The organism is Sphingomonas sp. CD22, from assembly GCF_034556155.1.
Taxonomy (GTDB): domain Bacteria; phylum Pseudomonadota; class Alphaproteobacteria; order Sphingomonadales; family Sphingomonadaceae; genus Sphingomonas.
The window spans coordinates 355468-367994 of the sequence record NZ_JAYDYX010000001.1 but is presented as its reverse complement, the minus strand read 5'-3'; the positions used below and the strand labels follow the sequence as shown (position 1 = coordinate 367994).

Genomic DNA, 12527 nt, shown 5'->3' with positions numbered 1-12527 from the left:
ACGTCAGTCCGGCGCGGGTGGCTCTACCGCCCGCGCCAGCGACGTCGCCAGCCAGCCGTGGCGCAGCGCCTCGGCGTCGGCATGCGCGGCGAACACCAACCCGATGTCGCGGCTGAAATCGAAGCCGTCGAGATGCGCGAGCACCACGCCGGCTTCGCGGAACCCCTCCGGCATGACGGTGACGCCGAGCCCGGCGCGGACGTAGCTCACCGCCTTGTCGTCGCTGGTCGTGCGTGCGGCGAACACCGGGCGGACGCCGCGGGTGGTGAAGAATCGGCTGGTTTCGGCCAGCAATTCGCAATGGCGGCGGACGATCATCGGATCGTTGACGAGCTGTTCCGCGCGGATCACCGGCACGCGGGCGAGCGGATGCGCCTGGCCGAGCGCGAGTGCATAGCCCTCGCTGAGCAACTTCAGCCTAGCCTCGGGCGGATCGCCGTCGCGCAGCAGCGTGAGGGCGAGGTCGATGCGGCCGCGCGCGAGCCGTTCGCGCAGATCGCGCTCCTTGCCCTCGACGATCTCGAGCCGGTCGCCGCCGGGGGCGCTGCGCTGGTCGGCGAGCAGGCGTTCGATCCAGCGCCGCGGCGTCGTCACCAGCACGCCGAGGCGCAGCGTGCGCACCGGCGCGGTCTCCGCCACCGCCCGCTCCGCCTCGGCGAACCCCGCCTCGATCGACCGTGCCGAGGCGACCAGCCGCGCGCCGGCGTCGGTCAGCGCGACGCGGCGGTTGGTGCGGTCGAACAGGCTGCGGCCGAGCGCCTTCTCCAGCTTGGCGATGCCGACGGACAGGGTCGGCTGCGAGACGTTGCACGCCGCCGCCGCGCGCGAGAAATTGCCGGTGTCGACCACCGACAGGAAATAGCGGAGATGATAGCGATCGATCATAGACGTTTTCTATGATGTTCTTGCCCGTCTTTCAATTTTCCATGTGGCGAGCGAGCGGGTACAAGGCCGCAAAAGACGGTTGGAGAGAATGATGGCTGAACTCAACTTCGCGCTCGGCGAGATGGCCGACACGATCCGCGAGACGACGCGGCGTTTCGCGCTTGACCGGATCGAGCCGATCGCCGCCGCGGTCGATGCCGAGGACCGGTTCGCGCGCGAGCTGTGGCCCGAAATGGGTGCCCTCGGGCTGCACGGCATCACCGTCGAGGAGGACGATGGCGGGCTCGGCCTCGGCTATATCGAGCATCTCATCGCCTGCGAGGAGATCAGCCGCTCCTCCGCCGCGATCGGCCTCAGCTACGGCGCGCATTCCAACCTGTGCATCAACCAGATCCGCCGCTGGGCGAGCCCCGAGCAGAAGGCGAGATATCTTCCCAAGCTGATCTCGGGCGAGCATGTCGGCAGCCTCGCGATGTCGGAGGCGGGCGCGGGATCGGACGTCGTCTCGATGAAGCTGCGCGCCGACAAGGTCGACGGCGGCTGGCGGCTCAACGGCACCAAATTCTGGATCACCAACGCCGCTTATGCGGACACGCTGGTCGTCTATGCCAAGACGATCCCCGATGCCGGATCGAAGGGGATCACCGCCTTCCTGATCGAAAAGGGTTTCGCCGGTTTCTCGATCGGGCAGAAGATCGACAAGCTGGGCATGCGCGGCTCGCCGACCGCCGAACTGGTGTTCGACGATTGCTTTGTGCCCGACGAGCAGGTGATGGGGCCGCTCAACGGCGGCGTGAAGGTGCTGATGTCGGGGCTTGATTACGAGCGCGTCGTGCTGTCGGGCATCCAGCTCGGCATCATGCAGGCGTGCCTCGACGTCGTCCTGCCCTATGTCCGCGAGCGCAAGCAGTTCGGCCGGCCGATCGGCGAGTTCCAGCTCATGCAGGGCAAGGTCGCCGACATGTATGTCGCGCTCAACTCGGCGCGGGCCTATGTCTATGCGGTCGCCAAGGCGTGCGACGCGGGCCAGACGACGCGGTTCGACGCGGCGGGCTGCATCCTGCTCGCCTCGGAGAGCGCGGTGAAGGTCGCCGGGGAGGCGATCCAGGCGCTGGGCGGCGCGGGCTATACCAAGGACTGGCCGGTCGAACGCTATTGGCGCGACGCCAAATTGCTCGACATCGGCGCCGGCACCAACGAGGTGCGCCGCATGCTGATCGGCCGCGAGCTGATAGGCCATGACGCGCCGCGCGCGCAATGACAATGCTGCGTACCGCGATCGATGCGGCCTCCGCCGACTTCGCCGCCAATGCTGCGCACAACCGCGCGCTCGCCGCGACGCTGCGCGAGACGGTGGCGACCAGCGCGCTAGGCGGCTCGGAGCAGCATCGCGCCCGTCATGTCGCGCGCGGCAAGCTGCTGCCCCGCGATCGCGTCGAGCGGCTGCTCGATCCGGGCTCGCCGTTCCTCGAAGTGGGCGCGCTGGCGGCGAACGGCATGTATGGCGGCGCCGATGGTCGCGACGGGGCCCCCGGTGCAGGCATGATCGCCGGCATCGGTCGCGTCTCGGGTCGCGAATGCCTCATCATCGCCAACGATCCGACGGTGAAGGGCGGCGCCTATTTCCCGATGACGGTGAAGAAGCATCTGCGCGCGCAGGAGATCGCACGCGAGAACCGGCTGCCCTGCATCTATCTGGTCGATTCGGGCGGCGCCAACCTGCCGCATCAGGCCGAGGTGTTCCCGGATCGCGAGCATTTCGGCCGCATCTTCTTCAACCAGGCGCAGATGTCGGCGGAGGGGATCGCGCAGATCGCGTGCGTGATGGGCAGTTGCACCGCGGGGGGCGCCTATGTCCCCGCCATGTCCGACGAGACGGTGATCGTCCGCAATCAGGGGACGATCTTCCTCGCCGGCCCGCCGCTGGTGAAGGCGGCGACCGGCGAGGTCATCTCGGCGGAGGAACTGGGCGGCGCCGATACGCATGCGCGCAAATCGGGCGTTGTCGATCACGTCGCCGAGAATGACGAGCATGCACTGCTGATCGTCCGCGACATCGTCGCGACGCTCAACCGGCCCAAGGCGGTCGATATCGAGATCGCCACGCCGCGCGCGCCCAAGCTCGACCCGCAGGAGCTGTACGGCATCGTGCCGCAGGACGTGCGCGCACCCTATGACGTGCATGAGGTGATCGGGCGGATCGTCGACGGTTCGGACTTCCACGAATTCAAGCCGCTGTACGGCACGACGTTGGTCTGCGGCTTCGCGCGCATCTGGGGCATGCCGGTGGCGATCCTCGCCAACAACGGCGTGTTGTTCTCGGAAAGCGCCTTGAAGGGCGCGCATTTTATCGAGCTCGCCTGTCAGCGGCGCGTGCCGCTGCTGTTCCTCCAGAACATCTCGGGCTTCATGGTCGGTGGGAAGTATGAGGCGGAAGGCATTGCGAAGAACGGCGCCAAGCTGGTGACCGCGGTCGCCACCGCCTCGGTGCCCAAGATCACCGTGCTGATCGGCGGCAGCTTCGGCGCGGGCAATTACGGCATGTGCGGGCGCGCTTATTCCCCGCGCTTCCTGTTCAGCTGGCCCAATGCGCGCATATCGGTGATGGGCGGCGAACAGGCGGCGAGCGTGCTCGCCACGGTGCATCGCGACGCCGAGAGCTGGACGCCGGAGCAGGCCGAGGCGTTCAAGGCGCCGATCCGTCAGAAATACGAGGACGAGGGCAACCCCTATTACGCCACCGCGCGTTTGTGGGACGACGGCATCATCGATCCCGTCCAGACCCGTGACGTGCTCGGCCTCGCCTTTTCCGCGGCGCTCAACGCGCCCATTCCCCAGTCGCCGTCCTTCGGCGTGTTCCGGATGTGATGGCCATGATCGAGAGCCTGCTCATCGCCAATCGCGGCGAAATCGCCCGCCGCATCATCCGCACCGCGCGGCGGCTCGGCATCCGCACGATCGCGGTCCATTCCGACGTCGATGCCGCCATGCCCTTCGTCCGCGAGGCGGATGCGGCGGTGTGCATCGGTACCGCGCTCGCCGCCGACAGCTATCTGCGGCAGGATCGCATCCTCGCCGCCGCCCGCGAGACACACGCGGCGGCGATCCACCCCGGCTATGGCTTCCTGTCCGAAAACGCGGAGTTCGCCGAGGCGGTGGTCGCCGCCGGCCTGGTCTGGGTCGGCGCGCCGCCCGCCAGCATCCGCGCGATGGGCCTCAAGGATGCCGCCAAGGAACGGATGATCGCCGCCGGCGTGCCGGTGACGCCGGGCTATCTCGGCGCCGACCAGTCCCCCGAACGCCTGCAGGCGGAGGCCGACGCGATCGGCTATCCGGTGCTCATCAAGGCGGTCGCCGGCGGCGGCGGCAAGGGCATGCGCAAGGTCGATGCACGCGAAGATTTCGCCGAACTGCTCGCCAGTTGCCAGCGCGAGGCGGCGGCCTCGTTCGGCAACACGCAGGTGCTGATCGAGAAATACATCCTCTCGCCGCGCCATATCGAGGTGCAGGTGTTCGGCGATACGCACGGGCAGGTCGTCCATCTGTTCGAACGCGATTGCTCGCTCCAGCGCCGCCACCAGAAGGTGATCGAGGAGGCCCCTGCCCCCGGCATGGACGAAGCGACGCGTACCGCGGTTTGCGACGCGGCGGTGAAGGCCGCGCGGGCGGTCGACTATGTCGGGGCCGGCACGATCGAGTTCATCGCGGACGGCTCCGATGGGCTGCGCGCCGATCGCATCTGGTTCATGGAGATGAACACGCGGTTGCAGGTCGAGCATCCCGTCACCGAGGCGATCACCGGGCAGGATCTGGTCGAATGGCAGCTCCGCGTCGCCTCGGGCGAACCGCTGCCGTGCCGGCAGGACGAATTGTCGATCCATGGCTGGGCGATGGAGGCGCGGCTCTATGCCGAGAATCCGGCGAGCGGCTTCCTGCCCTCGACCGGGCCGCTCGACCGGCTGCGCTTCCCTGCCGACGTCCGCGTCGACAGCGGTGTCGAGGAAGGCGGCGCGGTAACGCCCTTCTACGACCCGATGATCGCCAAGCTGATCGTCCATGGCGGCGCAAGGCGCGAGGCGGCGGCGAAGCTTGCCGCGGCGGCGCGCGGCACGCAGGTGTGGCCGGTGAAGACCAACGCCGCCTTCCTCGCGCGGGCGGCGGCGCATCCCGACTTCGTCGCCGGGCGCGTCGATACCGGCTTCATCGAACGTCATGCCGCCGATCTGATCCCGGCGGCGGAGCCCTCCCCCGCGGTGCTCGGCGCGGCGGCGGCGGCGTTGCTGCCGGAGGGTGCCGATCCGTGGGTGGCGCTGCGCGGCTTCCGCGCCAATCGAGACGCCGCGACCGCGGTCGATGTCGAGGTCGGGGGCAAGACCTATCGCGTCGAGCATCCCGCCGCCGGCGGGATCGTCGCCGACGGCGTGCTGTTCCTCGACGGCGAGGCATGGCCGTTCGGCGCCCCGCGCGCCGATGCGATCGCCGGCGGCGGCGAAGGCGATGGCGCGATCCTGTCGCCGATGCCGGGTCGCGTCATCGCGGTGCTCGTAGCCGCGGGACAGACCGTCGCGCGCGGCGAGCGGCTGCTGGTGCTGGAAGCGATGAAGATGGAACAAGCGCTGGTCGCGCCGTTCGACGGCGTGGTGGCGGAGCTCAAGGTGGCCGAGGGCGCGCAGGTGCCCGAAGGCACATTGCTCGCGCGGATCGCAGTGGAGGAGGTTTGATGGCAGGACGCAGCTTCGATGCATGGCAGGTCGGCGACCGCATCGTCCACGACATCCGCCGCACGGTGACCGAGACGGACAATCTGCTGTTCTCGACGATGACGCACAATCCGCAACCGCTCCACCTCGATGCCGAGGCGGCGCGCGCGAGCGAATTCGGCCAGATCCTCGTCAACGGCACCTTCACCTTCGCGCTGATGGTCGGCCTGTCGGTCGGCGACACGACGCTCGGCACGCTCGTCGCCAATCTCGGCTACGACAAGCTCGTGATGCCCAAGCCGGTGTTCCTCGGCGACACGTTGCGCGCCGAGACCGAGGTGGTCGACCTGAAGGACAGCCGCTCGCGGCCCGATGCGGGCATCGTCACCTTCGCGCACCGGATGCTCAACCAGCGCGACGAGATCGTCTGCCAGTGCCTGCGTACCGCCTTGCTCAAGCGGTCGGCGGCATGAGGCTGCGGTCGCTGTTGTTCGTGCCGGGCGACCGGCCGGAGCGGTTCGACAAGGCGGCGGCGAGCGGCGCCGATGCGCTGATCCTCGATCTGGAGGATGCGGTGACCACCGCCGCCAAGCCCGCGGCGCGGGGCGCGGTGGCGGTGCGGCTGCGTGAGACGCGGGGCGCGGTGCGGCTGTTCGTGCGCATCAATCCGCTCGATACCGCGCTGTGCGCCGAGGATATCGCCGCGCTTCAAGGCCTGTCCCCCGATGCAATCGTGCTGCCCAAGGCGGAGGGCGCGGCCAGCGTCCGCGAGCTTGCCCAGCGGCTTTCGGCGGCGGGGATCGCCGCGCCGATCCTGCCGATCGCCACCGAAACGCCGGCGGCGATCTTCGCCCTCGGCAGCTATGCGGCGGCGGGCGTGGCGCTCGCCGGGATCACGTGGGGGGCGGAGGATCTGCCCGCGGCGATCGGCGCGACGACCAGCCGCGAGGACGATGGCCGCTACACGCCGCCCTATGAGATGGCGCGGTCGCTGACGCTGTTCGCGGCACATGCCGCGGGGGTGGCGGCGATCGACACCGTCTACCCCGCGTTCCGCGACCTCGACGGCCTCGCCGCCTATGCGCGGCGCGCGGCGCGCGACGGCTTCACCGGCATGATGGCGATCCACCCGGCGCAGGTCGCGGCGATCAACGCCGCCTTCACCCCCGACGCCGAACAGGTCGAGGCGGCGCGGCGCATCCTCGCCGCCTTCGCCGCGGCGCCGGACGCGGGCGCGTTGCAGATCGACGGCCGGATGGTCGATGCGCCGCATCGCAAACAGGCGCAGCGGCTGGTCGACCGCGCCGACCCGCAGCCATAAACATTACCACGCGGCCGACACGCCGACGCGCACGTTGCGCGGTCGCAGCGGCGTCACCTGGTTGCGCGCGGCGAGGCCGAAGGGATTGCCGAACGAGAAGCGGTTGGCCGCCGCATCGGTGAGATTGTCGAGCCCGAGCGTCAGGTCGAGATTGCGCCAGCGCAGCCCCGCCGAGACGCCGAAGGTGGTAAAATCGCCCTGGCTGACGTCGAGCAGATCGCCGGTGCCGAGCACCGAGCGCCCGACATAATCGAGCGTCGCCGCCACCCGCGGCGCGATGCTCCGCCCCTGTCCCCAGGCGTAACTCAGCGCGGCATGGCCCGCGAACGGCGGCGTCTCGGGCAGCCGGCGATTGTCCTCGCGCGACTGGTCGGCGACCGGCCCGCGCACCCGATTGTAGGTGTAGAGCGCCGCGGCATCGAGGCACAGCCCGGCGACCGGCACCCAGTCGAGCGAGGCCTCCAGCGTCTGGATATTGGCGTTGCCGAGGTTGGTGGTGAACGGCTGTCCGCGCCGGTTGAGCAGATCGGCCTGGATGCCGCGCCACCGCGCGGTCGATGCGCTCACCGACAGGCCGAGCCCGGTCGTGCCGCGCCGCAGCCGGCGCATGCCGATTTCGCCGACCGCGATCGAATCGGCCTGGTAATTGGCGACGCGGCCGATCCCCTGCGCGACCGCCAGCCCGCCGGTGCGGAAACCCGTCTGATAGCGCGCGAACAGCGCGAGGTCGGGCGCGAGGCGGTAGGACAAGGCGAGCGTCGGATCGGCGCGCTGCGTCGAGCGACCCCGGATATAGGCGCCCGGCCGCCGCGTCGCCGACGGTTCGCCGTCGATCCGCGCGCTGGTGAAGCGCCCGCCGAGCGTCACCGACAGGTTCGGGGTCACCGCCAGCGTCATTTCGCCGAACGCCGAGGCGGCGCGGGTGACGTTGGTGACGCCGACGATATCCATCTGGTTGCCGGTCAGGCCGAGCGCGCGCGACAGCGCCGACCGGTCGCTGACCAGGGTGAAGCCGGCGAGCCAGGAATTGCCCGCCGAGGTCGAACGCGACAGCCGCATCTCGTGCGACAGCAGCAATTTGGCGGTGTCGACGCTATAGGCCAGCGGCCGCCCGACGCCGCGCGGCGTCGCGTCGAACACCTCGCTGGTGTGATAATCAGCCACCCCGGTCGCCGAGACGAGGTGCAGGCCGCTGTCCCAATCCTTGGCGACGACGACGCGGCCGAACAGGAAATGGTCCGCGAACGGCTGCGCGATCCGGCTGCTGCGCCGGTAGCTGCCGTCGCTCCTCTCGGCATATTGGCCGTCCGCGGCGCGGATCCTCTGGACGACGCCGCTGGTGTCGATCCGCCAGCCGCCGCCGGGCTCGGCGCGCAGCGCGACGCGGGCGCCGACGGTACCGACGCGGTTGACGTCGCGCCCGCGCGCGGGATCGTCGATATAGCCGCCGTCGCGCACGACATAGGCGACGCTGCGAAGCGCCAGCCGCTCGTCGAGCAGGGGCAGGTTGACCATCGCCGACAGGTCGTAGCCCGCCGCGCCGCCGTGCGTGGCGACGACCCCGCCGCTCATCGCTGCGGCGATCCGGTCGAGCATCGGCGCGTTCGAGGTCAGCCGCAGCACGCCGCCGATCGCGCCGGCGCCGTACAGCGTGCCCTGCGGCCCCTCCATCACCTCGACCGCCTGCATGTCGTAGAGGCGCAGGCCGGGATCGGGACCGGAGGCGTTGAGCTGGACATCGTCGAGATAGACGCTGGCGGTCGACTGGGTGGTGCCGTTGAAGCTGCTGTCGGCGATGCCGCGGATGAAGACCTTGTTGCGCCCCGGCCCGAGCTGCGTGCTCTGCAACACCGGCACCGCATTGGTCAGGTCGCTGATCGCCCCGGTCGCGCCATTGTACTGCGCCGTCGTGCCGACCAGGGTGAGGCTGCCGGGATAGCGCAGCAAGGGCACGCGCTGCTTGCTCGCGGTGACGACGATGTCGGCGGGCACCTCGGGCGGCGGGACGGGACGGGACGGCGTCGGCCGTGGCGGGCGCACGCGGCGCGGCGCGGCGACGATGCGATAGATGCCGCCCGGCCCGGCGATCGCGCGATAGCCGGTATCGGCAAGCAACCTCTTGAGCGCCTGCGCGACCGGCATCGTACCGCGCAACGGGCGGCAGCGGACCGCGTGGAGGCCCGGTTCGGTGCTGACGATCTCGACGCCGCTGCTCTGCGCCAGCGTCAGCACCGCCGCGTCGAGCGTCGTCGCGGGGATGGCAAGGGTAATCACGACATCGCGCGCATACGCGACCGACGGCAGGCAGGCGGTGGCCGCGAATATGGTGGAAACAAGCCTAAGGCGTCGCGGGACCGCGATCCGCCAATACCCAGCCTTCGCCATTACGCCGCCATGTCGCCCCGATCAGTTCGGCCAGATGCGGTACATCGCGATCGGCAGCGCCTGTGACGTGGATCATGCCGGTAAACGGGCGGCGCGACAAGTCGCCGACGATGCGCAGGTCGACGCCGAGCCGCCGGCGCAGGCTCGCCGCGACCTCGCCGACCGGTATCCCCTCGAAGCTGAGGTCGCCCTTGCGCCAGCCGCCGACCGCCGCCGCCGGCACCATGCTGCGGACGATGCGATGGTCCGCCGCCATCGTCACCGCCTCGCCGGCACCGAGCCGCAGCCCGGCGCCGTCGGGCTGGAACAGCACCGATCCCTCCGCCACCGCGACGGACAGGCGCTCGTCGGTGTGCAGCACGTCGAAGGTCGTGCCGAGATCGCGGATCACCTGATCGCCCGCGCGCAGCTCGAACGGATGCGCGGCATCGTGAACGACGTGGAGCGTCGCCTCGCCGCGATCGAGCGCGACGCTGCGCGGATCGGCGCCGCTCACCCGCAACAGGCTGCCGCCGTTGAGCGCGATCTGCGTTCCGTCGGTCAGGCGGACGTCGCGCCGCTCGCCGTCGCGGGTCGCATAGACGGTTTCGGCGGGGTGCGAGCCGAACGTCGTCGGCACCAGCCAGACGGCGAGCGCCGCGGCCATCGCGCCGCCAGCCGCCAGCCGCCACCGGCCGCGCGTCGCGGGCTGGTCGTCGTTCGCCGCTTCCGGTACGGCGATGGCTTCGGGGAACGCCGCCTCGGCGACCAGCCGGTCGCGCATCGCCACCGCGTCATAGGCCCGGGCATGCGCGGGGGTTTCGAGCCAGGCGACAAAGCCCTCCCACTCCTCCGCCGCCATGTGATCCTGGCGCAGATGCCAGGCGATCGCCTGGTCGATGATGTTCGGTGCGTCACGGCTCACAGGCGCTGCCCCCTTCCATCATCATGACGATGCGCCACCGGCATATCCGCACCAATCTGTTCGGCGCGGGCATGAATAATCCGGTAGGCGCGCTGCAACAGCTTCTCGACGCCGCTGACGCTGATCCCCAATTGCTCGGCGATGGCGCGTTGCGGCCTGTTTTCAACGCGATAGAGCCGCAAAGCGGTGGCCATCCGTTCGGGCATATCGGCGATCGCCGCCTCGATGACGCGCAGTTCGTCGCGTACCACCAGCGTCCGTTCCGCATCGGGCACATCGTCGGCGGTCGGCTGGTCCTCCAGCCACGCCGCCTCGCGCGCGCCGCGCCGTGCGGCGGCGATCCGGCGATCGGTGGCGAGGTTGCTGGCGACGCGATACAGGAAGGCGGCCGGCTGCGCGATCGGCTGATCGGCGAGCTGGTCGATCCGCAACCACATGTCCTGCAGCGCATCCTCCGCATCGTCGCGGTTCCCGAGCCGCGCCGTCAACAGTCGCGACAGCATCGCGCGTTGTTCGAGGAAGATGGCGCGAAGTCCGCCGTCGGCCAATCTGCGTCCGCGCTCCCGTCAGGCTGGAAACGCCAGCCCTTCCGCCGCCGCCATGTCCGCTATCGGCCATTTCCGCAAGACGTCCGCTTCGCGCGGCCGCGCCTCGGCGATCGCGTCGCCGGCGCGCTTGCCCGCCCCCGGATGACACATGACGAGATGCATGCCCGCCGCCCGCCGCAGGAAGCGCGGGAACAAGCGTTTGTAATCCGTCGAGAAATCATAATGGCCGGCGAAACTGTCGTTGCACCGCAACCGATAGCGCGCCGCCGCCCGGCGCAATCCGCGCGAATGGAAGGCGCTGCCGATCGCCTTTCCCACGAATGGCCGCGCCAGCATCGCGTCGACCCGATCGGTGCAATCGCGCACCCAGGCGTCGGGCGCGCGGCTCGCGGTTTCGAACAGCACGATGTCGCGGATGCCCGGCAAGGCGTGCGAATGCTGGTGGCCATCGACGAAATCGGGCGCGCGGCCCATCGCCGCGGTGAAGGCGTCGAATTGCGCGGCGATCTCGGCCGCGATCTCCTCCAGCGGCAATTGCCGGCGCGCGGCGCGGCCGGCGAGCGGATCGATCTCGGGCAGCCGGCCGTCGGGGGCGAACAGCGGCATGTCGGTCAGCGGCCGTTCCTGCGTCAGCGTCAGGTGCAGCCCGATCGATACGTGCGCGGGCAGATCGCGGAGCAGCGCCGCATCGTCCGCCCAGCCCGGCATCAGCGCCATGCAGCTCGTGGCGTTGAGCTTGCCGTTCGCCGCCAGCTCGGCGATCGTCTCGCTGACGCCGCGCGAATAGGCGAAATCGTCGGCGCACAGGACCAGATTACGCAACGGCCGCGCCCTCCACATGCTGATGCGCGCGCTCGCGCATCTGGACGCTGAGCAATTTGCGACGCTGCAGCCGGCGCGCGAGGAAGCGATAGAAGAACCAGCTGCCCGCCCAGGGCGCGGTCGCCGAATAGACCAGCCGTTCGAACAGCGTCCAGCGGATCGATTCGCGGTCGCGCTCGCGCGGCGAGGGCATGCACCACAGGTCCTGCGAATAGAGCATCCGTCCCCGCGTCATCGTGCGGTGGATGACCTCGTGATCCTCCAGGATATAGCCCCAGATCGCCGCGTCGAACCCGCCGACCGCGCGCAACGCCTCGACGTCGAAACACTGGCCGGCACCGCCGGCATGGCATTGCCGCGGCAGCAGCTTGGCCGCCGACAGGATCTTGCGCGCCTCGGCATCCAACGCCGCCTGATCGGCGCCGGGGGCGACGAAATAGGCGCCGGCGACGACGCAGCGGTCGCGCTGCAACAGCCGCTCCGCCTCGGCGAGATAGTGCGGCGGATACAGCGTATCGGCGTCGCAAGTCGCGACATAGCGCGTCCGCACCCAGCCGAGGCCGGCGCGCAGCGCCGCGACCTTGCCCGGCGTCGTCTCGGTGATGACCAGCGCGTCGAGCCCGTGCGCGCGGACCGCGGCGCGGGCCACCTCGGCGCTGCCGTCGGTCGAGCCGTTGTCGACCAGGATCATGATCGCGCGCACGCTCTGCGCGGCGAGGCTGGCGATCGTCGCGGCGAGATAATCACGCTCGTTGAAGAACGGGATCAGCACGGTCCACAGCGGCGTCGGCCGGCGATCCAGCCGCCGCGCGGCGATCGAAGACCCCGCCGCGCTGCGGGACAACGGATCGTGGTCGTTGATCAGAAACATGATGCCCCCGGCAGACGGTCTCGGTGGCATCGCGGACCGCTGCGCATGCCGACATGGCCCACCCCCCCGCGGGCCATGTCGGCTCCGCGCG

General features: G+C 70.0%; 11 protein-coding genes. 5 read left to right on the top strand and 6 right to left on the bottom strand.

The window, feature by feature from the left end; genetic code table 11:
* Window positions 1-3: 3 nt before the first annotated feature.
* The gene (locus tag SFC76_RS01630) at window positions 4-885 is read right to left on the bottom strand and encodes a LysR family transcriptional regulator (RefSeq protein WP_322847744.1); all 882 of its coding nucleotides are present in this window, start codon (window positions 883-885) and stop codon (window positions 4-6) included.
* Window positions 886-976: 91 nt separating this feature from the next.
* On the opposite strand from SFC76_RS01630, the gene SFC76_RS01625 reads away from it, so the two are divergent.
* Genes SFC76_RS01625 through SFC76_RS01605 form a run of 5 tightly spaced genes read left to right on the top strand, consistent with a single transcriptional unit; the run spans window position 977 to window position 6906 of the window.
* Window positions 977-2146, top strand: coding sequence for an isovaleryl-CoA dehydrogenase (locus tag SFC76_RS01625; protein ID WP_322847743.1), 1170 nt, complete (start codon window positions 977-979; stop codon window positions 2144-2146).
* The gene (locus SFC76_RS01620) at window positions 2143-3753 is read left to right on the top strand and encodes a carboxyl transferase domain-containing protein (protein WP_322847742.1); all 1611 of its coding nucleotides are present in this window, start codon (window positions 2143-2145) and stop codon (window positions 3751-3753) included. Before SFC76_RS01625 ends, SFC76_RS01620 begins: the two co-directional genes overlap by 4 nt.
* A gap of 5 nt (window positions 3754-3758) precedes the next feature.
* Window positions 3759-5606, top strand: a complete 1848-nt coding sequence (locus SFC76_RS01615; protein WP_322847741.1) for an acetyl/propionyl/methylcrotonyl-CoA carboxylase subunit alpha — start codon at window positions 3759-3761, stop codon at window positions 5604-5606.
* Window positions 5606-6058 carry a MaoC family dehydratase gene (locus tag SFC76_RS01610; RefSeq protein ID WP_179508442.1) on the top strand — a complete coding sequence of 151 codons (453 nt, stop codon included), beginning with the start codon at window positions 5606-5608 and terminating at the stop codon, window positions 6056-6058. The genes SFC76_RS01615 and SFC76_RS01610 overlap by 1 nt, the downstream gene beginning before the upstream one ends.
* Window positions 6055-6906, top strand: a complete 852-nt coding sequence (locus SFC76_RS01605) for a CoA ester lyase (protein ID WP_322847740.1) — start codon at window positions 6055-6057, stop codon at window positions 6904-6906. Before SFC76_RS01610 ends, SFC76_RS01605 begins: the two co-directional genes overlap by 4 nt.
* A 3-nt stretch (window positions 6907-6909) precedes the next feature.
* Here SFC76_RS01605 and SFC76_RS01600 read toward each other — a convergent pair whose 3' ends face one another.
* The 5 genes from SFC76_RS01600 to SFC76_RS01580 all read right to left on the bottom strand — a co-directional run bounded on the left by SFC76_RS01600 (window position 6910) and on the right by SFC76_RS01580 (window position 12436).
* The gene (locus tag SFC76_RS01600) at window positions 6910-9180 is read right to left on the bottom strand and encodes a TonB-dependent receptor (protein WP_322847739.1); all 2271 of its coding nucleotides are present in this window, start codon (window positions 9178-9180) and stop codon (window positions 6910-6912) included.
* Window positions 9181-9244: 64 nt separating this feature from the next.
* On the bottom strand, window positions 9245-10195 hold the full coding sequence (locus SFC76_RS01595) for a FecR family protein (RefSeq protein ID WP_322847738.1): 951 nt from the start codon (window positions 10193-10195) through the stop codon (window positions 9245-9247).
* Window positions 10192-10698 (bottom strand): RNA polymerase sigma factor, encoded by a 507-nt coding sequence (locus tag SFC76_RS01590; RefSeq protein WP_322848054.1) that lies wholly within the window; start codon window positions 10696-10698, stop codon window positions 10192-10194. The genes SFC76_RS01595 and SFC76_RS01590 overlap by 4 nt, the downstream gene beginning before the upstream one ends.
* Window positions 10699-10761: 63 nt before the next feature.
* Window positions 10762-11565, bottom strand: a complete 804-nt coding sequence (locus SFC76_RS01585; RefSeq protein WP_322847737.1) for a ChbG/HpnK family deacetylase — start codon at window positions 11563-11565, stop codon at window positions 10762-10764.
* Window positions 11558-12436 (bottom strand): glycosyltransferase family A protein, encoded by an 879-nt coding sequence (locus tag SFC76_RS01580; protein ID WP_322847736.1) that lies wholly within the window; start codon window positions 12434-12436, stop codon window positions 11558-11560. The genes SFC76_RS01585 and SFC76_RS01580 overlap by 8 nt, the downstream gene beginning before the upstream one ends.
* Window positions 12437-12527 lie beyond the last annotated feature (91 nt).